Raw genomic sequence first — 19,450 nt, 5'->3', positions numbered from 1 at the left:
CCATGCCCCGACTCGCGCTGTACGCCCTGGCCGTCTGTGCCCTCGCCGTCGCGGCGGCCGTGCTCTCCTTCGCGCGCGGCCAATGGTTCGGCATCGTGTGGGTGCTGCTCGCCGGGCTCAGCTCCAACATGGCCTGGTTCTACCTGCGCCGCGCGAAGGCCGAGCGCGCGCCCGGCGCCTGAGCCCGCGCCCGGCGCCTGAGCCCGCGCACGCGCGCCACGCGCCGCCGCGATCCGTACGCGAAGATCCGTCCGGGACAGGCCCTAACCGACGCCCGGCACGTCCTCGCCCTGCCAGAACCGGTACAGCTCGCGGCCCCAGTACGTGTCGAACTCCGGCACGTCGAGGGCGCGCAGGAGGGCGTCGACCGCGTCGAAGAAGGCGTCGTTGATCTCCGGCACCCAGAGCAGTCCGAACACGGCAAGCAGCCCGAACTGTGCGAAGGGTTCGAGCTGCCGACGCAGCTCGCGCGAGAGCCAGGGCTCGATGACTCCGTAGCCGTCGAGCCCGGGTACCGGCAGGGAGTTGAGGATCGCCGCGGTCACCTGGAGAAGCGCCAGGAAGGCCAGTGCGTACCGGAAGGGGGCGGGTACGCCGTCCAGTGCGTCCAGCCAGAACGGCGCCGTGCACACCACGGCGAACAGCAGGTTGGTCAGCGGTCCGGCCGCGGAGATCAGGCTGTGCCGCCAGCGGCCCCGGATCCGGCCGCGCTCGATGAAGACGGCGCCGCCGGGCAGGCCGATGCCACCCATGATCACGAAGAGCAGCGGCAGCACGATCGACAGCAGGGCGTGCGTGTACTTCAGCGGGTTGAGCGTCAGATAGCCCTTGGCCTCGATCGAGATGTCGCCGCTGTGCAGGGCGGTCCGGGCGTGCGCGTACTCGTGCAGGCACAGCGAGACCACCCAGGCGCCGGTCACGAAGACGAACACCGCGAGGCCGGTGCTGCCGCCGGGTTCCGTCCAGGCCGCCCAGCCCGCGGCGGCCGTGACGGCCACGATGCCGAGGAAGACCGGGCTGATCCGCCGGTCCCGGCGACGACGCAGGTCGGTGACGGTCATGGGCGCGGCTCCAGGAGTCCGGGAATCGGCGATGCGCCCCGGCCGGACCGGCCGGAGCACACCGCCTGAGGTCGATTCCCGGATTCTCTCCTCAATCCCCGCGACGGAACCACCACGAGCGCAACGGAAGTACCGCCGAGAGCACTACGGGAGTACCGCCGCGATCACGACTTGGTGCGGAACTTGTGGATCGCGATCGGCGCCATGATCGCGGTGATGGCGAACGACCAGATCAGGGTGACCCAGACGTCGTGCGCGATCGCGCCGCCGTTGAACAGCCCGCGGGAGGCGTCCGCGAGGGAGGACAGCGGGTTGTAGTCGGTGAAGGTCTGGAGCCAGTCGGGCATGTCCTTGGTCGGCGCGAAGATCGAGGAGCCGAACTGCAGCGGCATCAGCACGAGGAACCCCATTCCCTGGATGGCCTGCGCGCTCTTCATGACCACACCCATGGTCAGGAAGATCCACATGGTGGCGGAGCCGAAGACGAGGGCGAGCCCGACGGCCGCGAACATCCCGGGCACATTGGAGACCGAAAGGCCGAGCATGAATCCGACGATGAGCAGGATCGTGGTGGCGACCAGCATCCGGCAGATCTCGACCACGATCTTGGCGATGAGCACCGAGGACCGGGCGATCGGCAGCGTACGGAAGCGGTCCATCACGCCGGACTGGAAGTCCTGGTTGAAACCGGTGCCGACGCCCATGGTGATGTTCATGGCCATCATCGCCATCAGCCCGGGCACCACGTAGTTGACGTAGTCGTCCTGGTTGCCCTTGCCCGCGATCGCACCGCCGAAGACGAAGACGAACAGGATCGTGAAGATGATCGGCATCAGGACGGCGTCCATCATGGACTCCGGGTCCTGCCGGATCCACAGCAGATTCCGGCGTACCAGCGCGCCGGTGTGCCGCAGATGCGCGCGCGGACCGATCCGGATGTCGGCCCCGGGACCGGTCGGTGCGGCCGGGGCGCCGCCGGGGGCCACCCCGTCGCGCGCCGGTTCGTCGAGGGCGGCCGGGGCAGTCGTGTCGGTGCTCATACGGCGACCTCCGCGAGTTCGGGGCGTGCGTCCTGCGGGGCACTGGCCTTCTGGCCGGTGAGCGACAGGAACACCTCGTCCAGGCTGGGCAGTTCGGTGATGATTCCGGCCAGCGGGATGCCCCGCGCCGCCACCGCGCCGACGACCGCGGTGAGTTGTTCGTCGGAGAGGATCGGCACCAGTACGCTCGCGGATTCGGCGTCCACGAGCGCCTGGCCGGGGCCGCTGAGCCCCGACTCGTCCAAGACGGCCGCCACGGCGGTCAGTTCGGCCGGGTCCGAGGGGCGGATGCGCAGCGTGCGGCTGCCGACCTTGGCCTTCAGCTCGTCGATGCCGCCGCCCGCGATCACCTTGCCGCGGTCGATGACGGTCAGCTCGCTCGCGAGCTGCTCGGCCTCCTCCATGTACTGGGTGGTCAGCAGCACGGTGACGCCGTCGCCGACCATGCGCTTGATCTCGGCCCAGACCTCGTTGCGGGTACGCGGGTCCAGACCGGTGGTCGGCTCGTCCAGGTAGAGCACCTGGGGGCGGCCGATCATGGAGGCGGCGAGGTCGAGCCGCCGCCGCATACCTCCGGAGTAGGTGCTCGCGGGGCGCTTGGCCGCCTCGGTGAGCGAGAAGCGTTCGAGCAGGCCGTCGGCGCGCGAGCGGGCCTCGGCCCGGGACAGGTCGAGCAGCCGTCCGATGAGGTAGAGGTTCTCGCGTCCGGAGAGCTTCTCGTCCACCGAGGCGTACTGGCCGGTCAGGCCTATCGCGCGGCGCAGTTGCCGCGGCTGGCGCAGCACGTCGTAGCCGGCCACGACGGCGGTGCCGGCGTCCGGGATGATCAGGGTGGACAGGCAGCGTACGAGGGTGGTCTTACCGGCGCCGTTCGGACCGAGCACGCCGAGGACGGTGCCCTCGCGTACGTCGAGGTCCACGCCGTCCAGCGCTTTGGTCTCGCCGTAGTGCTTGACCAGCCCCCGCACCGAGACGGCGTGAGCGGAGCCGCCCGCGGTCGTCCGGGAGTTCTTGTCGATTCGGGTCATGGACCCAAAGGTGCCAGGTGCCACCGACAACGCGCCGACAAGCCACCGACAAGCGGTTGACGAACGGGCCGACGGGCGGCGGAGGGGCCGACGGGTGGCGGACGGGCGGGGCCGGGAGTGCGCGCGTACAGCCGTGCCGCGTCTTCGCGCGCGAAGACGCGGCAGCACGCCGGGATACGAAGAGCGGCAGCCCGCCGGAGGGGGAAGGCCGACGGGCTGCCGTGGTGCCGGAAATGGTTCGTACCGCAGGGGAGCGCGCTCCGGTCGGCGCGCTCTCCGGGGATCGTCAGCGCATTTCGCGCGTCACCGCACATCGCGATTGCTTCGCGTGCAACTCGCGTGTACCTCGCGTGTCAACGCACGTCGGAGTCAGTGCAGTTGGCGATCCACGCACTTGGTACGGGACGTCAGTTGGTAGGGGACGTCAGTGCACTTCGTGCTCGGAGGCCGGGAAGGCCGCCGAGACGACCTCGTCCGCGTAGGCCTTCGCCGCGTCGCCGATGGTCGTGCGCAGGTCCGCGTACTGCTTCACGAAGCGCGGCATCTTCCCGCCGGTCAGCCCGAGCATGTCGGTGGTGACCAGGACCTGGGCGTCGCAGTTCACACCCGCGCCGATACCGACGGTGGGGATGTGCAGGCTGCGGGTGACCTCGGCGGCCAGTTCGGCCGGTACGAGTTCGAGGACCAGCGCGAAGGCACCCGCGTCCTGGGCGGCCTTGGCGTCGGTGAGGAGCCGGTGCGCGGCCTCCGCGCCACGGCCCTGGACGCGGTAGCCCATGGTGTTCACGGACTGCGGGGTCAGGCCCAGGTGCGCCATGACCGGGATGCCCGACTCCACGAGCAGCTCGATCTGCGGGAGGGAGCGCTTGCCGCCCTCCAGCTTCACCGCGCCGACCCCGCACTCCTTGACGAGGCGGGTGGCCGAGCGCAGGGCCTGTACCGGGCCCTCCTGGTAGCTGCCGAACGGCAGGTCCGCGACCACGAGCGCGCGCTTGCTGCCCCGTACGACGGCGGCGGACAGCACGGCCATCTCGTCGAGGGTGACGGGCACGGTGGTCTCGTACCCCAGGTGGACATTGCCCGCCGAGTCACCGACGAGCAGTACCGGAATCCCGGCCTCGTCGAGTACGGACGCGGTCATCGCGTCGTAGGCGGTGAGCATGGGCCACTTCTCGCCGCGCTCCTTGGCGGCGGCGAGGTCGCGGACCGTGAGGCGTCGTGTGCCCTTGCCTCCGTACAGCGTGGGGGTGTTCCCCGCCGCCGTACCCGGCTTCTGGGCAGCCGAAAACTGCGTCATCGCAACGGCTCCTTCATGTCATCTCGAGGCGCCCTTACGGCGTCCCCGGACCGCTTCCCATGGTGGCACCGGATGCCTGACAGGACCAGACCTCACCGGGAGCGGTACGCGTCACGTCCCCGGGGGGCCGTTCACCGAGCGGGTTCGTCCGATTACGGATGGGTTGATTCCGGTGCGGGGACGGGGCACGGCGTGCCGTGACCGCGTGTGATCCGGGGCGCGGAGCGTGCCCCGGTGTGCCGGTTCTGTCACAAGCGGGTGCCGCCCGTGCCCTGGCCGGAACTCGCGGCCGCCCCCGGCTCGTCCTCAGCCCTGTACAGCCGCCCCCGGGCGGCAGGGCAAACTCCGGTCATCGCCTAGGGTCTTCCAGGCGAGAACGGTGTGCACGGCAGGCGGTGAGGCGATCAGATGGCGCAGGCGTACATGACGGAGACCGACGACAGCGGCTCGCAGTCGGAGCGCGACCGCAGCCGGTTCCGACGCCTGGTGGGCGACTGGCGGCCGCCGGGCATCTGGCGCCGCGGCCTGGTCCTCGCCTCGATCGCCGTGTTCCTCGCCCTGGTCATGGTGTTGCACGCCCGGATCCCCAACGAGGTGGGAAACCTGGGCTCGTTGATCGAGACCTTCCTGCCCTGGCTGGGCGTGCCGGTCCTGGTACTGCTGCTGCTCGCCGTGCTGCGCCGCTCGGTCTCCGCGCTGATCGCGGTGCTGATCCCGGTCCTGGTGTGGTGCAACCTCTTCGGCGGGCTGCTCCTCGCGAAGTCGGGCGCGCACAGCGACCTCACCCTGGTCACCCACAACGTCAACGCCGACAACTCCGACCCGCGCGGCACCGCCCGCTCGCTCGCCGACTCCGGCGCGGACGTGCTGGCCCTGGAGGAACTCACCGAGGCCGCCCGCCCGGTGTACGAGAAGGAACTCGCCGCCACCTACCGCCACCACGCCGTCAAGGGCACCGTCGGCCTGTGGAGCAAGTACCCGCTCACCGGCACCGAGGCGGTCGACATCAAACTCGGCTGGACCCGCGCCATGCGCACCGTGGTGAACACCCCCAAGGGCCCGCTCGCCGTCTATGTCGCCCATCTGCCCTCCGTACGCGTCAAGTTGGACAGCGGCTTCACGGCCAGCCAGCGCGACCGCAGCGCGGACGCCCTCGGCCGGGCCATCGGAGCCGAGCCCGAGCGGCGCACCGTCCTGCTCGGCGACCTCAACGGCACCATGAACGACCGCGCCCTGCGCGCGGTCACCGCCCAGATGCGCTCCACCCAGGGCGCCGCGGGTGACGGCTTCGGCTTCAGCTGGCCCGCCTCGTTCCCGATGGCACGGATCGACCAGATCATGGTCAAGGGGGTCGCGCCGGCGGCGTCCTGGACGCTGCCGGAGACCGGGAGCGATCATTTGCCGGTGGCGGCGGGGATCGAACTGGATCGCTGAGCGGGGCGGGGTCGCCGCGCGACGGGTGATCGCCGAGCGAAGGCGGGTCGCCGAGCGGCGAGTGCCCACCGAGCGACGAGGGTCGCTTCGACGAGGGGTCGCCGAGCGGCAGCGGAGTGAGGGAGCGGGCTGGGCCCGCTCAGGACGGGCGCCCCGCTGCGCCCGCCGAAGTCCCCCACCGCGGGGCCCTCTTGCGCACTCACCCGCCGTACAGCAATGTGCCGTTGCACGCGGAGCGTGAACGGGGTGGTGTCTGGGGCGAGTTGACCCGTTCTGCTCCCAACCCCCCAACACCACCTAAGGACTTCACCGATGTTCCTGAACTCACGCCCCGCCGGGCGACGTTCGGCCCTGGCGGTCTCCCTCGCGACGGTCCTCGCGGCCGGAGCACTTCTCGCGCTGCCCGCCACGGGCGCCACCGCGTCCCCCGCCGACGGCGCGCACCCGGCCGCGGCCGGGGCGGTCTCCGGGGACAGCTACGTCGTCCTGCTCAAGGGCGGTGAGCGCACCCGCGCCGCGGCCACCGGCAAGGACCTGGCCGAGCGGTACGGCGGTACCTTCCGGCGCGGCTACGACTCCGCCGTCAACGGCTTCTCCGCCGGGAACCTGAGCGAGTCCGAGGCCCACCGCCTCGCCGCCGACCCGGCCGTGGAGACGGTCGTCCGGAACCAGAACCTCCACGTCACCACCGTCCAGAAGAACCCGCCCTCCTGGGGCCTGGACCGGATCGACCAGAGCGCGCCGCAGCTCGACAAGAAGTACGCGTACCCGGACTCCGGGGGCGAGGGCGTCACCGCCTACGTCCTGGACACCGGGGTCCGGATCAGTCACCACGACTTCGGCGGGCGCGCCTCCCACGGGTACGACGCCATCGACGGCGACACCGGCGCCGACGACGGAAACGGCCACGGCACCCATGTCGCGGGCACCCTCGCGGGCACGCTGCACGGTGTCGCGAAGAAGACGAAGATCGTCGCGGTACGGGTCCTCGACGACAACGGCTCCGGCACCACCGAGCAGGTCGTGGCGGGCATCGACTGGGTCACCGCCCACCACCAGGGGCCCTCGGTCGCGAGCATGAGCCTCGGCGGCGGCGCCAACGAGGCACTGGACGCCGCGGTACGGAAGTCGACAGCCGCCGGTGTCACCTACGGAGTCGCCGCGGGCAACTCGAACTCCGACGCGAGCCGCTTCTCGCCCGCCCGCGTCCCGGAAGCCCTCACCGTGGCCTCCTCCACCAAGACCGACGCCCGCCGCTCCTCCTCCAACTTCGGCCCCTCGGTGGACCTTTTCGCCCCCGGCGAGTCGATCGTCTCCACCTGGAACACCGACGACGACGCCACCGCCACCCTCTCCGGTACGTCGATGGCCACCCCGCACGTCGTGGGCGCCGCCGCCCTCTACCTCTCCGGCCACCCCGAGGCCACCCCGGCCCAGGTCGCCGAGGCGCTGAGCGCGGGCGCCACGGAGGGAGCGGTGTCGAATCCGGGGGCGGGAACGCCGAATCGCTTGCTGAAGGTCGTCGAGTAGCCGAGTAGCCGAGTAGCCGAGTAGCCGGGCAGGGGAGCGGGTCGGGCCCCTGTACGGCCTTCGCCCCGGGCGGGCGTGAGCGGCGGCGCCTCGGTCGGGGTGAGTCCCTCGGTCGGGCGCCGTCGCCACCGGTACCAGGCGATTTGCGTCGAGGTCGGGCGGCGGGCGACCATTGTCGCCGCAGGCGCTTCGGCTCGGCGTCGCATGTCAACGTTGACATACTTCCGGCGGTAGCGGGACGCAGGCCTTCCACGGTCCGCCGCGCCCGCAGTTAGGGCCCGCAGCCAGGGCCCGCAGTCACGCCCCACAGGCGCGGCCCGCCCACAGAGCACGAAGCGCCCACCCGCACCCCCCATACGTACCGTCCCCATACGTACCGTCCCCCCGAAAGGTTCCGTACCCATGCCCTTGGCCCTGCTCGCTCTGGCCGTCGGCGCCTTCGGCATCGGTACCACCGAGTTCGTGATGATGGGCCTGCTGCCCGATGTCGCGGACGACCTCGGCATCTCGATCCCGGCCGCGGGGCATCTCGTCTCCGCCTACGCGCTCGGCGTGGTGGTCGGCGCCCCGCTGCTCGCCGGCGTGACCACCCGGTTCACCCGGCGGCAGGTGCTGGTCGGACTCATGGTGCTGTTCGTCGCGGGGAACGCGCTGTCGGCGCTCGCGCCCGGCAGCGGGTGGCTGCTCGCCGCCCGGTTCCTGAGCGGACTGCCGCACGGGGCCTTCTTCGGGGTCGGGGCGGTGGTCGCGGTCGGCCTGGTGCCCGTCGAGCGCCGGGCCCGCGCGGTCTCGCTGATGTTCCTGGGACTGACCGTGGCCAATGTGGTCGGGGTTCCGCTGGCCACGCTCATGGGACAGCACTTCGGCTGGCGTGCCACCTTCCTGGCCGTCGCCGCCATCGGCCTCGCCGCGATCGCCGCACTGCTGCTGCTCATCCCGCACGACCACGCCCGTACCCGGTCCACCGGACTGCGCCACGAACTCGCCGCCCTGGGGTCGCTGCCGGTCTGGCTGGCGCTCGGCACCACGGTCGCGGGCTTCGCCGCGCTGTTCGCCGCCTACAGCTACATCACGCCGATGCTCACCGGCACCGCCGGTTTCGCCGACTCCACGGTGACCGTGCTGCTCGCCCTGTTCGGGGTCGGCGCGACGGTGGGCAACCTGCTCGGCGGGCGGCTCGCCGACCGCGCCATGCGGCCCACCCTCTTCGGCGGACTGCTCGCGCTCGCCGCGGTCCTCGCCGCCTTCCCGCTCCTCATGCGGACGCAGTGGAGCGCGGCGCTCGCGGTGACGCTGCTCGGCGCGGTCGCCTTCACCACCAGCTCGCCGCTCCAGCTCATGGTCATGGAGAAGGCGCAGGCGGCGCCCTCGCTCGCCTCCTCGGCCAACCAGGCGGCGTTCAACCTGGCCAACGCGGGCGGCGCCTGGGCGGGCGGCCTGGCCCTGGCCGCCGGACTCGGCCGTACCTCACCCGCGGTCGTGGGCGCGGGCTTCGCGCTGCTCGGCCTGGGCGTCGCCACCGCCGCCCACCTGGCCGAGGGCCGAGGCGGCGGTACGGGCACCCCGCTGGGCGGTCGACTTGTCGCCATGTCGAAGGCGCGGGCGCGCGGGCAGCGCGTCGGGAAGTGACGTCCGCACCGCCGCCCGCCGCCTCCCTCGACGGCGGGCAGCGGTGAGACGGCTCAGCCCTGCTCGCGCCATCCGTTGGTGATCGGCATCCGGCGGTCCTTGCCGAAGCCCTTCGCCGAGATCTTGGTGCCCGGCGGGTACTGGCGGCGCTTGTACTCGGCGGAGTCCACCATCCGCAGGATGCGCGTGACGAGTTCGGGTTCGAAGCCCGCGGCCACGATCTCGTCGGCGCCCTGGTCGTGGTCCACGTACCGGTCGAGGATCGCGTCGAGGACCGGGTAGTCGGGCAGCGAGTCTGTGTCGACCTGGTCCGGGCGCAGCTCGGCGCTCGGCGGCTTGCTGATCGAGTTCTCCGGGATGGGCGGGGTCTGGCCGCGTTCGGCGGCGGCCCGGTTGCGCCAGGTGGCGAGCCGGAAGACGCCCGTCTTGTAGAGGTCCTTGATCGGCGCGTACGCCCCGGCCGAGTCGCCGTAGAGGGTCGAATAGCCCACCGCCAGCTCGGACTTGTTGCCCGGTGCCAGGACGATGTGGCCCTCCTGGTTGGACAGCGCCATGAGCAGCGTGCCGCGCAGCCGCGCCTGGAGGTTCTCCTCGGCGAGCCCGGTCAGGCCCGCCGCGTCCATGTAGGCGTCGAACATCGGCTCGATGGGCACGGTGCGGAAGTTCAGGCCGGTGCGGGTGGCCAGCTCGGCGGCGTCGTCCCTGGAGTGCTGCGAGGAGTACTTCGAGGGCATCGAGACGCCGTACACGTGCTGTGCGCCCAGCGCGTCGCAGGCGATCGCCGCCGTCAGCGCCGAGTCAATGCCGCCGGACAGTCCGATGAGCACCGAGCGGAAGCCGTTCTTGGCGGCGTACGCGCGCAGGCCCACCACGAGCGCCGAGTAGATCTCCTCGTCGTCGTCGAGCCGGTCCGCGTACCCGCCGCTCAGCTCCGCCTCGTACGGCGCGAGCGGCTCCTCGGACAGGACCAGGCGCTCGATGCGCAGCCCGTCGTCCACCACGCCGGTCACCGGTTCGGCGCTCGCCGCGGGCAGGTCCAGATCGAGTACGACACAGCCCTCGGCGAACTGCGGGGCGCGGGCGACGACTTCGCCGTCCGCGCCGACCACGATCGAGTCGCCGTCGAAGACCAGCTCGTCCTGGCCGCCGATCATGGCGAGGTAGGCCGTGGTGCAGCCCGCCTCCTGGGCGCGCTTGCGGACCAGGTCGAGCCGGGTGTCGTCCTTGTCGCGCTCGTACGGCGAGGCGTTGATCGACACCAGCAGACCGGCCCCGGCGCTGCGCGCGGCGGGCACCCGGCCGCCGTCCTGCCACAGGTCCTCGCAGATGGCGAGCGCGACGTCGACGCCGTGCACCCGCACGACGGGCAGGGTGTCGCCGGGCACGAAGTAGCGGAACTCGTCGAAGACGCCGTAGTTGGGCAGGTGGTGCTTGGCGAAGGTGAGCGCGACCCGGCCCTCGTGCAGGACGGCCGCCGCGTTCTGCGGGGCGCCCGCGGGCTGACCGTACTTGGGCTGCGCCGACTCGGACCGGTCGAGGTAGCCGACGAGCACCGGCAGGTGGCCGAGGCCCTCCTCGGCCAGCCGCGCCGCCAGCTCGTGCAGTGCCGCGCGCGAGGCCTCCACGAAGGAGTGACGCAGGGCCAGGTCCTCGACCGGGTAGCCGGTGAGCGCCATTTCGGGGAACGCGACCAGGTGCGCTCCCTGCTCGGCGCAGTGCCGGGTCCAGCGGAGGATCGACTCACTGTTCCGTACGAGGTCGCCGACGGAGGAGTCGATCTGATTCAGGGCGAGACGTAGTTGAGGCACGCCAGCCAGTGTAATCGTCAGAGCGACACAATGTCGTCCGAGGGCGGGCGCTGTGGCCTGCTTCACGCGGGGCGGACGGGAGCGGGAGCGGGGTCCGTCGGTACGCCGATGCATCGGTACGGGAGCGGGGGGCGGCGGCGGGTGTGCGTGCGAGGTGGTGATCCGCGGTGGTGATCCGAGGTGGTGGGCGAACACGCGGAGACGCCCGGCAGAAACCGTTTACCATGGGGTTTTCGCTCTCCGCGGCCGGGCCGCCTCGCCCTGGGCCGAGGGCACGTACCCGGAAAGAAGAGAGGCGCGCGTGACGGACCGGCCCTGTGTCGCGATGGCGATGGACCCCGAGGCTGCCGAACGGGTGCTCCCCGAGGACCTGCGCCGCCGTCTCGCCAGCGCCGTCACCCTCGTACCGCCCGACGGGTCCGGCGCCCTGCCCGCGCCGTCCGTTCTCGCAAAGACCGGGATCCTGCTCACCGGCTGGGGCTGCCCGCCGCTCACCGCCCGTGTGCTCGCCGGGGCGCCCCGGCTCGCGGCCGTGGTGCACGCCGCCGGATCGGTGAAGGAACTGGTCACCGAGGAGGTCTGGCAGCGGGGGATCGTGGTCTCCTCGGCCGCGGCGGCCAACGCCGGGCCGGTCGCCGACTTCACCCTCGCCGCGATCACCTTCGCCGCCAAGGGCGCCCTGCGCACCGCCGCCCGCTATGCCGAGGGCCCGCCCGGCTTCGCCGCCCGCACCGGTACGGACGGCTGCACGGTGGGCGTCATCGGTGCCTCCCGCGTCGGCCGCCGGGTACTGGCCGGACTGCGCCGCGCCGAGGCCGGATACCGCGTCCTGCTCGCCGACCCGTACCTGCGCCTGGAGGAGGCGGCCTCGCTGGGCGTGGAGCTGGTCCCGCTGCCCGAACTCTGCCGCCGCAGCACGGTCGTCAGCGTCCACGCCCCCGAACTGCCCGAGACGCGCGGCCTGTTGGACGCCGGGATGCTCGCGCTCATCCCGGACGGCGGCGTCGTCGTGAACACGGCACGCGGCAGCATCGTCGACACCGAGGCGCTGACCCGGGAGTGCGCCACCGGCCGCCTGGACGCCTACCTCGACGTCACCGACCCCGAGCCACTGCCGCCCGGACATCCGCTCCTGGCGTTGCCCAACGTGCAGATCACCCCGCACATCGCGGGCGCCCAGGGCAACGAGGCCCGCCGTCTCGGCGCCTTCGCGGCGGCCGAGGTCGAGCGCTTCCTCGCGGGCCTGCCCCTGCACGGCGCGGTACGCCACGAGGACCTCGCCCGACTGGCCTGAGGCGGCAACCGCCGCCGCCATGGCGGCAGTTCGCGGACGGCCTAGCCCAGCGGCTTCGCGCCCCGCTCCTTCAGCATCCCCACCATGAGGCTGATCTCCGACTGCTGGGACTCGACCATGCCCTGCGCGAGCCGGTTCTCGACGTCCACCTCGCACCGCTCCACACAGCCCTCGGCCATGTGCACACCACCCTTGTGGTGCTCGGTCATCAGCTGGAGGAAGAGGATCTCGGCCTGCTTGCCGTTGGCCTTCTCCAGTTCGGCCATCTGCTTGTCGGTCGCCATGCCCGGCATCAGCGCGCCGTCCTCGCCGGAGGTCATGCCGCCCATGTCCATCCAGGCCATCGGCTCCTTCTCGGAGACCTTCGGCAGCTCCCACAGGTCCAGCCAGCCCAGCATCATGCCGCGCTGATTGGCCTGGGTCTGGGCGATGTCGTACGCGAGTCGCCGTATGTCCTCGTCGTCGGTGCGCTCCCGCACCAGGTACGACATCTCGACCGCCTGCTGGTGGTGGATGGCCATGTCACGGGCGAAGCCCGCCTCGGCCGACTCCGCGCCCGGCACGGGGTCGTCCTCGGAGCCGCTCGCGAGCGCCACCCCGAAACCGCCCGCCCCGGCGAGCAGCACGGCGGCGGCGCCCGCCACGATCAGTCCCGCACGCCTCACTTGTCGAGGCCCCCGGTGCAGGGCGCACCCGGCTCGGGCGTCTGCGGGCCCTGCACGAAGTCGGCGAAGAACTTGTTGACGCCCGGGTCGGCGGCGCCCTTGACCGTGCGCTGCTTGCCCCAGGCGCTCAGCATGATCGGGTCCTTCTGGTTCTCGACCGGGCTCATCAGCGAGTACGGGGTCTTCTTGACCTTCGCCTCGAGCTTCTCCAGGTCGGCCTTCGGCGCCTTGCTGGTGTACGTCACCCAGACGGCGCCGTGCTCGAGGGCGTGCACCGCGTTCTCGTTGGGGACGGCCTCGTCGTAGACGTCGCCGTTGCAGTTGAGCCACTGCTGGTGGTGCCTGCCGCCCACCGGCGGGGTCATCGCGTACTTCACCGATCCGGTGACGTGGTCCCGCTTGAGCTTCTTGGCGTCCCAGGAGGTCACACCGGCGTCCTTGTCGAAGGTGGAGGCCACGGCCTCCTCCACCTTGGCCGGGCCGCCCTTGTCGTCCTTGTCGTCGCCGTCGGCGTTCGCGACCAGGAGGTAGCCGCCGCCGACCATCGCGGCGACTATCACGGCGACACCCGAGATGGTGAGGGCACGGTTGCGGCGCTCGCGTGCCTGCTCCGCGCGGCGCATCTCCTCTATCCGTGCCTTGCGGGTGTTGTTGCTGTTGCGGGCGGAACCCATGGTGAGTCCTTCGGGGCGGAGGGGGCAGGTGGGCTGATCGTAATGCGAAAGGGGGAGTACCCCGCCAGCCCGTCCCGGAAATCCGTGGGGATCGAAGGCGACAGCCGGGCCGGTGCCGCCCCGGGGCGTGGGGCCCGGCCCGGCACCCGGCCCCGTGATGTCCTGGAAACAGAGGGGCGTCATGCTGAGGTGCCCCGGATGTGCTCAGGACCGTAGATTGGGCATGGGCATGTACGCAGTGACCTGGGAAGGAAGCGTGTCGTGGACAAACAGCAGGAATTCGTGCTCCGCACCCTCGAGGAGCGCGACATCCGCTTCGTACGCCTGTGGTTCACCGACGTACTGGGCTTCCTCAAGTCCGTCGCCGTGGCCCCGGCCGAACTGGAGCAGGCCTTCGACGAGGGCATCGGCTTCGACGGCTCCGCGATCGAGGGCTTCGCCCGGGTCTACGAGTCCGACATGATCGCCAAGCCGGACCCGTCGACCTTCCAGGTGCTGCCGTGGCGGGCCGAGGCCCCCGGCACCGCCCGGATGTTCTGCGACATCCTCATGCCGGACGGCTCGCCCTCCTTCGCCGACCCGCGCTATGTGCTCAAGCGGGCCCTGGCCAAGACCTCCGACCTCGGGTTCACCTTCTACACCCATCCCGAGATCGAGTTCTTCCTGCTCAAGGACCGCCCGCTGGACGGCAGCCGCCCCACCCCCGCGGACAACTCCGGCTACTTCGACCACACCCCGCAGAACATCGGCATGGACTTCCGCCGCCAGGCGATCACCATGCTGGAGTCGATGGGCATCTCGGTCGAGTTCTCCCACCACGAGGGCGCCCCCGGCCAGCAGGAGATCGACCTGCGCTACGCCGACGCCCTGTCCACCGCCGACAACATCATGACGTTCCGGCTGGTGATGAAGCAGGTGGCCCTGGAGCAGGGCGTGCACGCGACGTTCATGCCGAAACCGTTCTCCGAGCACCCCGGCTCCGGCATGCACACCCACCTCTCCCTCTTCGAGGGCGACCGCAACGCCTTCTACGAGTCCGGCTCCGAGTACCAGCTCTCCAAGGTCGGCCGCTCCTTCATCGCGGGCCTGCTCCGCCACGCGGCCGAGACCTCCGCGGTCACCAACCAGTGGGTCAACTCCTACAAGCGCATCTGGGGCGGCTCCGAGCGCACCGCAGGCGCCGGCGGCGAGGCCCCCTCGTACATCTGCTGGGGCCACAACAACCGCTCGGCCCTCATCCGCGTCCCGATGTACAAGCCCGGCAAGACCGGCTCGGCCCGCATCGAGGTCCGCTCCCTGGACTCCGGCGCCAACCCCTACCTCTCCTACGCGGTCCTGCTCGCCTCGGGCCTCAAGGGCATCGAGGAGGGCTACGAACTCGGCCCCGGCGCCGACGACGACGTATGGGCCCTGTCCGACGCCGAACGCCGCGCCATGGGCATCGAACCCCTCCCGCAGAACCTCGGCGAGGCCATCGCCCTGATGGAACGCAGCGAACTGGTCGCCGAAACCCTCGGCGAGCACGTCTTCGACTTCTTCCTGCGCAACAAGAAGCAGGAGTGGGAGGAGTACCGGTCCGAGGTGACGGCGTTCGAGTTGCGGAAGAGTTTGCCGGTGTTGTGAGCGGCGGGCTGTAAGCGGGGCGGGCGCACGTCGTCCGCGCGGGCGGGGCTCACGGGTCGTGGGCCCCGCCGCCATTTGCCCCTGAGGCCGAGACGAACCGGGAAGTGGCGGGGCACGCTGAGTTCGGCCGGGCTCCGGGTGTGGAACTCGCCGCGCCCATACGGAACTTGGGCCGAGCCCGTGGCCGTCACTCTGCCCGCGTTCGTCACCCGCATCGTGCCCGTCACCCGTGGGGATCCGTCACCCGCCGGTATCCGTCACCGGCCCCCGTCCGGGAACCGCCACCGCGTCTGCCCGAACGGCTCGCCCTTGGCGAAGCCGAAGGCCGTCCTCGGCTCGACGGCGAAGACGTACGAAGTGCCGTGCTGAGCGCGGAACCCGGACTCCGCGCCCGCCTCGTGCACCTCGAAGTGCCAGTCCGGGCCGTACTTGCTCTCCCAGGCACGGGCCAGTTCCCGCAGCCGCGCCGGTTCGAGTACGCGGACCGCCCGGCCCTCGACGACGAGGTCGTGGCCCTCGGCCCAGGTGTTGGTGCCGGTGGTCATCACCACCTCCGGGTTGGCGGCGAGGTTGCGTGCCTTGCGTTCGTCGGCCCCGGTGGTGAAGTGCAGCGCTCCCTCGTGCCAGACGGCGATCAGCGGGGTGACATGGGGCCGCCCGTCGGGGCGTACGGTCGCGAGCCAGAACAACTCGGCACGGGTCAGCTCCTCGCGGGCGCGGGCCCAGTCACCGGGCGCCGCCGAGGGGCTGCTGTACCGGGCGTCGAGCCGGGTCTGTGGCGGGGTCTCGGGTCGGTTCTCGGACATCGTCGCTCCCTCTTCCGGGGCCCTTGAACGTCAGGATGCCTGTACAGGGCTGACCGCGCGCGGGCGGGAAAGTCATCGGCGGCGCTGCGGTTTCGGGGGCGGCCTCCTTCGGGCCGAACCGAGATCGGGATGGACCGCCCCGGCGTTCGAGCTGTATCCGGCGAAGCTCTAGCGGACCGGGCGCCGGGCCGCGCGGGCAAGGTTCTCGTAGGCCGCTACGGACAGCAGTACGCCCTGAGCCCTGCGATGTGCGCCGATCAGTACCGGCTCGGCCTTCTCCCCGGCCTCGGCCAGTTCGGAGAGCAGGTGTGAAAGCCGGGACCGGGCATCGCTCACGGTGACGACTTCGGGAACTCTCATGCCCGCGAGGGTATGCGTCTTCTGTTCGCAAGCCCGTACAGGTGCCTGGCAGGAATCTCGTCCGGTTGGCGGGGAGTGGCCGGTTCCCCGTCCGCCCCCAGCACCCCGCGCCACCTCCCACCTGCGCGGCTAAGCTCGTCCCAGCAACGGATGCCCGAGCAGGAGGCCCAGGGATGTCGGTGCCGCAAGGCCGTCGCAGCAGTCTGTTCACCCGGCTGTTGCGGCACGGGTTCACCGATCCCTCGGCGTCCGAGCGGCTGCTCGCGGACGAGGCACTGGAGCCGGTGCGTTCCGACCCGGTGCTGCTCGACGCGCTCGGGCAGGCCGCCGACCCGGATCTGGCGCTGGCCGGTCTGGTCCGGCTCGTCGAGGCGCAGCCGACCGATCCCGAGCGCCGTGAACTGCTCGACACCCTCATCGCGGCCAAGCCGCTGCGCGACCGGCTGCTCGGGGTGATGGGCGCCTCCGAGGCCCTCGCCGACCACCTGGCCCGGCACCCGGGGGACTGGCGGGCCCTGGTCACCTACGAGCCGCACGATCTGCACCCGGGCGTCGAGGAGTTCGAGCAGGGGCTCGCCGAGGCGTACGACCCGGTCTCGCTGCGCGTCGCCTACCGCCGGTGTCTGCTGTCGATCGCCGCCCGCGACGTCTGCGGTACGACGCGGATCGACGAGACCGCCGCCGAACTGGCCGACCTCGCCACCGCGACCCTGCGCGCCGCCCTCGCGATGGCCGCCACCGCGGCGCCCGAGGACGCCCGCGTGTGCCGCCTCGCCGTGATCGCGATGGGCAAGTGCGGTGGCCACGAGCTGAACTACGTCTCCGACGTCGATGTGATCTTCGTGGCGGAGGCGGCCGACGGCGCCGACGAGGGCAAGGCCCTGCAGGCGGCCACCCGGCTCGCCTCGCACCTGATGCGGATCTGCTCCGAGACCACGGTCGAGGGCAGCATCTGGCCCGTCGACGCCAACCTCCGGCCCGAGGGGCGCAACGGGCCGCTGGTGCGCACCCTCAGCAGCCATCTCGCGTACTACCAGCGCTGGGCCAAGACTTGGGAGTTCCAGGCGCTGCTCAAGGCCCGCCCGGTGGCCGGTGATCTGCCGCTCGGGCAGGAGTACGTGGCCGCCCTCGCCCCGCTGGTCTGGCAGGCGGCCGAGCGGGAGAACTTCGTCGCCGACGTACAGAAGATGCGCCGCCGGGTCGTCGACAACATCCCGGCCGCCGAGCTCGACCGGCAGCTCAAGCTCGGCCCCGGCGGGCTGCGGGACGTCGAATTCGCCGTACAGCTCCTGCAGTTGGTGCACGGACGCACCGACGCCTCCCTGCGCAGCGGCACCACGCTCGACGCCCTGAACGCACTCGCCGCGGGCGGCTACGTCGGACGCGTGGACGCCACCCAGCTCGACGACGCCTACCGATTCCTGCGCTCGCTCGAACACCGCATCCAGCTCTACCGGTTGCGGCGTACGCACCTGGTACCCGAGGACGACGCGGACCTCCGGCGGATCGGGCGCTCGCTCGGTATGCGCACCGAGCCGATCACCGATCTGCACCGCGCCTGGCGGCGGCACACCACCGTCGTACGGCGTCTGCACGAGAAGCTCTTCTACCGTCCGCTGCTCGATGCCGTCGCCCAACTCGCCCCGGTCGAGGCCCGGTTGAGTACGGAGGCGGCCCGCGAACGGCTGGTCGCGCTCGGCTACGCGGACCCCGCCGCCGCGCTCAGGCACCTGGAGGCGCTGGCCTCGGGCGTCACCCGCAAGGCCGCCATCCAGCGCACCCTGCTGCCGGTACTGCTCGGCTGGTTCGCGGACTCCGCCGACCCCGACGCGGGACTGCTCGGCTTCCGCAAGGTCTCCGACGCGCTCGGCACCTCGCCCTGGTACCTGCGGCTGCTGCGGGACGAGGGCGCGGTCGCGGAGAACCTCGCCCGGGTGCTCTCCGCAGGCCGCCTCGCCCCCGACCTGCTCATGCGGGCACCCGAGGCGGTGTCGCTGCTCGGCGCGGACGGCCTCGAACTGCGTGAACGCCCCCAGCTGGAGCAGGAGGTGCTCGCCGCCGTCGGCCGCGCCGACGGCGCCGAACAGGGCGTGGCCGCCGCCCGCGCCGTCCGGCGGCGCGAACTCTTCCGGATCACCGCGGCGGACATCGTCGCCTCCTACGGCACCGAGGAGAGCCCGGCCGAGGTGGACTCCGGCGCCCTGATGGACCGGATCGGCGGCGCCGTCAGCGACATCACCGCCGCCACCCTCGCCGGGACGCTGCGCGCCGTCGTCCGCGAGGGCTGGGGCGACACCCTGCCGACCCGGTTCGCGGTGATCGGCATGGGCCGCTTCGGCGGTCACGAACTCGGTTACGGCTCCGACGCGGACGTCCTGTTCGTGCACCAGCCGCGTGAGGGCGTGGACGAACAGGAGGCCGCGAAGGCCGCCAACCAGGTCGTCGCCGAGATGCGCCGCCTGCTCCAACTGCCCAGCTCCGACCCGCCGTTGCTGATCGACGCGGACCTGCGCCCGGAGGGCAGGACCGGCCCGCTGGTCCGTACGGTCGCCTCCTACGCGGCGTACTACCGGCGCTGGTCGCTCGTCTGGGAGGCGCAGGCGCTGCTGCGCGCCGAGGTGGTCGCCGGGGACCGTGAACTCGGCGCCCGTTTCATCGACTTGATCGATCCGCTGCGCTATCCGATGGAAGGTCTCGGCGACGAGGCGGTGCGCGAGATCCGGCGGCTCAAGGCGCGGATGGAGTCCGAGCGGCTCCCTCGCGGCGCGGACCCGACCCTGCACACCAAACTCGGCCGCGGCGGCCTGTCCGACGTCGAGTGGACGGTCCAGCTGCTCCAGCTCCAGCACGCCTGGGAGGAGCCCGGCCTGCGCACCACCCGCACCCGTGAGGCTCTGCACGCAGCCCACGCCGCCGGTCTCCTCGACACCGAGGAGGCCGAGACCCTCGACGACGCGTGGGTCCTCGCGGCCCGGGTGCGCAACGCGGTCATGCTGGTACGCGGCAGGGCGGGCGACACCTTCCCCTCCGAGAGCCGGGAGCTCGCCGCCGTGGGCCGCTACTTCGGCTACGGCCCCGGCCACGTCGGCGACCTCCTCGACGACTACCGCAGGATCACCCGCCGGGCGCGCGCGGTGGTCGAGGAGCGCTTCTACGGAGCGTGAGCGCTGCTACGGGGCGCGAGCGGCGCTCGCAGGGCGC

At 71.7% G+C, this 19,450-nt stretch carries 16 protein-coding genes; 7 read left to right on the top strand and 9 right to left on the bottom strand.

Annotated features, from left to right (window positions below; all coding sequences use genetic code 11):
• Positions 1 to 2 precede the first annotated feature (2 nt).
• Entirely contained in the window at positions 3 to 182 is a 180-nt protein-coding gene (locus HUT18_RS06685; RefSeq protein WP_176098688.1) for a hypothetical protein, read from the top strand.
• Between the two features lie 81 nt (positions 183 to 263).
• Here the strand turns inward: HUT18_RS06685 and HUT18_RS06680 are convergent, their stop codons facing one another.
• The 4 genes from HUT18_RS06680 to panB all read right to left on the bottom strand — a co-directional run bounded on the left by HUT18_RS06680 (position 264) and on the right by panB (position 4,426).
• On the bottom strand, positions 264 to 1,061 hold the full coding sequence (locus HUT18_RS06680) for a site-2 protease family protein (RefSeq protein ID WP_176098686.1): 798 nt from the start codon (positions 1,059 to 1,061) through the stop codon (positions 264 to 266).
• A gap of 164 nt (positions 1,062 to 1,225) precedes the next feature.
• Positions 1,226 to 2,101 (bottom strand): ABC transporter permease, encoded by an 876-nt coding sequence (locus tag HUT18_RS06675; protein WP_176098684.1) that lies wholly within the window; start codon positions 2,099 to 2,101, stop codon positions 1,226 to 1,228.
• Positions 2,098 to 3,129, bottom strand: a complete 1,032-nt coding sequence (locus tag HUT18_RS06670) for an ATP-binding cassette domain-containing protein (protein ID WP_176098682.1) — start codon at positions 3,127 to 3,129, stop codon at positions 2,098 to 2,100. Before HUT18_RS06670 ends, HUT18_RS06675 begins: the two co-directional genes overlap by 4 nt.
• Before the next feature lie 424 nt (positions 3,130 to 3,553).
• Complete coding sequence (gene panB, locus HUT18_RS06665; protein WP_176098680.1) at positions 3,554 to 4,426, bottom strand: 3-methyl-2-oxobutanoate hydroxymethyltransferase; 873 nt, start codon at positions 4,424 to 4,426, stop codon at positions 3,554 to 3,556.
• A 408-nt stretch (positions 4,427 to 4,834) separates the two neighbouring features.
• Between panB and HUT18_RS06660 the strand changes: the two genes are divergently transcribed.
• From HUT18_RS06660 to HUT18_RS06650, 3 genes are all read left to right on the top strand, one after another.
• On the top strand, positions 4,835 to 5,860 hold the full coding sequence (locus HUT18_RS06660) for an endonuclease/exonuclease/phosphatase family protein (RefSeq protein ID WP_176098679.1): 1,026 nt from the start codon (positions 4,835 to 4,837) through the stop codon (positions 5,858 to 5,860).
• A gap of 312 nt (positions 5,861 to 6,172) precedes the next feature.
• Positions 6,173 to 7,390 carry a S8 family peptidase gene (locus tag HUT18_RS06655; RefSeq protein WP_176098677.1) on the top strand — a complete coding sequence of 406 codons (1,218 nt, stop codon included), beginning with the start codon at positions 6,173 to 6,175 and terminating at the stop codon, positions 7,388 to 7,390.
• A 402-nt stretch (positions 7,391 to 7,792) separates the two neighbouring features.
• Entirely contained in the window at positions 7,793 to 9,019 is a 1,227-nt protein-coding gene (locus HUT18_RS06650; protein WP_176098675.1) for an MFS transporter, read from the top strand.
• Between the two features lie 53 nt (positions 9,020 to 9,072).
• Here HUT18_RS06650 and HUT18_RS06645 read toward each other — a convergent pair whose 3' ends face one another.
• A complete protein-coding gene (locus HUT18_RS06645; RefSeq protein ID WP_176098673.1) occupies positions 9,073 to 10,827 on the bottom strand; it encodes an NAD+ synthase in 1,755 nt (584 codons plus the stop codon).
• A 301-nt stretch (positions 10,828 to 11,128) separates the two neighbouring features.
• On the opposite strand from HUT18_RS06645, the gene HUT18_RS06640 reads away from it, so the two are divergent.
• Positions 11,129 to 12,121, top strand: a complete 993-nt coding sequence (locus HUT18_RS06640) for a hydroxyacid dehydrogenase (protein WP_368661506.1) — start codon at positions 11,129 to 11,131, stop codon at positions 12,119 to 12,121.
• A 41-nt stretch (positions 12,122 to 12,162) separates the two neighbouring features.
• Here the strand turns inward: HUT18_RS06640 and HUT18_RS06635 are convergent, their stop codons facing one another.
• A complete protein-coding gene (locus HUT18_RS06635) occupies positions 12,163 to 12,786 on the bottom strand; it encodes a DUF305 domain-containing protein (RefSeq protein WP_176098671.1) in 624 nt (207 codons plus the stop codon).
• Complete coding sequence (locus HUT18_RS06630) at positions 12,783 to 13,460, bottom strand: DUF3105 domain-containing protein (protein ID WP_176098670.1); 678 nt, start codon at positions 13,458 to 13,460, stop codon at positions 12,783 to 12,785. The genes HUT18_RS06635 and HUT18_RS06630 overlap by 4 nt, the downstream gene beginning before the upstream one ends.
• A gap of 261 nt (positions 13,461 to 13,721) precedes the next feature.
• Here HUT18_RS06630 and glnA point away from each other — a divergent pair, with 261 nt between their 5' ends.
• Entirely contained in the window at positions 13,722 to 15,083 is a 1,362-nt protein-coding gene (gene glnA, locus HUT18_RS06625; protein ID WP_176098668.1) for a type I glutamate--ammonia ligase, read from the top strand.
• 257 nt (positions 15,084 to 15,340) lie between these two features.
• Here the strand turns inward: glnA and HUT18_RS06620 are convergent, their stop codons facing one another.
• Together HUT18_RS06620 and HUT18_RS06615 are read right to left on the bottom strand one after the other, a co-directional pair.
• Entirely contained in the window at positions 15,341 to 15,889 is a 549-nt protein-coding gene (locus HUT18_RS06620; RefSeq protein ID WP_176098666.1) for a pyridoxamine 5'-phosphate oxidase family protein, read from the bottom strand.
• A 168-nt stretch (positions 15,890 to 16,057) separates the two neighbouring features.
• Complete coding sequence (locus HUT18_RS06615) at positions 16,058 to 16,249, bottom strand: type II toxin-antitoxin system Phd/YefM family antitoxin (protein ID WP_176098664.1); 192 nt, start codon at positions 16,247 to 16,249, stop codon at positions 16,058 to 16,060.
• Between the two features lie 173 nt (positions 16,250 to 16,422).
• Between HUT18_RS06615 and HUT18_RS06610 the strand changes: the two genes are divergently transcribed.
• Complete coding sequence (locus HUT18_RS06610) at positions 16,423 to 19,413, top strand: bifunctional [glutamine synthetase] adenylyltransferase/[glutamine synthetase]-adenylyl-L-tyrosine phosphorylase (protein ID WP_176098662.1); 2,991 nt, start codon at positions 16,423 to 16,425, stop codon at positions 19,411 to 19,413.
• Positions 19,414 to 19,450 lie beyond the last annotated feature (37 nt).

Origin of the sequence: Streptomyces sp. NA04227 (genome assembly GCF_013364195.1) — a bacterium.
Classification (GTDB): domain Bacteria; phylum Actinomycetota; class Actinomycetes; order Streptomycetales; family Streptomycetaceae; genus Streptomyces.
This window is presented reverse-complemented; position numbering and strand designations above follow the sequence as displayed.

Bases quoted from the DNA above. Each gene is read 5' to 3' on its own strand.
- HUT18_RS06630 (WP_176098670.1), bottom strand. From the start codon at position 13,460: ATGGGTTCCGCCCGCAACAGCAACAACACCCGCAAGGCACGGATAGAG.
- HUT18_RS06660 (WP_176098679.1), top strand. From the start codon at position 4,835: ATGGCGCAGGCGTACATGACGGAGACCGACGACAGCGGCTCGCAGTCG.
- HUT18_RS06615 (WP_176098664.1), bottom strand. From the start codon at position 16,249: ATGAGAGTTCCCGAAGTCGTCACCGTGAGCGATGCCCGGTCCCGGCTT.
- HUT18_RS06655 (WP_176098677.1), top strand. From the start codon at position 6,173: ATGTTCCTGAACTCACGCCCCGCCGGGCGACGTTCGGCCCTGGCGGTC.
- HUT18_RS06680 (WP_176098686.1), bottom strand. From the start codon at position 1,061: ATGACCGTCACCGACCTGCGTCGTCGCCGGGACCGGCGGATCAGCCCG.
- HUT18_RS06670 (WP_176098682.1), bottom strand. From the start codon at position 3,129: ATGACCCGAATCGACAAGAACTCCCGGACGACCGCGGGCGGCTCCGCT.
- HUT18_RS06685 (WP_176098688.1), top strand. From the start codon at position 3: ATGCCCCGACTCGCGCTGTACGCCCTGGCCGTCTGTGCCCTCGCCGTC.
- HUT18_RS06620 (WP_176098666.1), bottom strand. From the start codon at position 15,889: ATGTCCGAGAACCGACCCGAGACCCCGCCACAGACCCGGCTCGACGCC.
- HUT18_RS06675 (WP_176098684.1), bottom strand. From the start codon at position 2,101: ATGAGCACCGACACGACTGCCCCGGCCGCCCTCGACGAACCGGCGCGC.
- panB (WP_176098680.1), bottom strand. From the start codon at position 4,426: ATGACGCAGTTTTCGGCTGCCCAGAAGCCGGGTACGGCGGCGGGGAAC.
- HUT18_RS06650 (WP_176098675.1), top strand. From the start codon at position 7,793: ATGCCCTTGGCCCTGCTCGCTCTGGCCGTCGGCGCCTTCGGCATCGGT.
- HUT18_RS06610 (WP_176098662.1), top strand. From the start codon at position 16,423: ATGTCGGTGCCGCAAGGCCGTCGCAGCAGTCTGTTCACCCGGCTGTTG.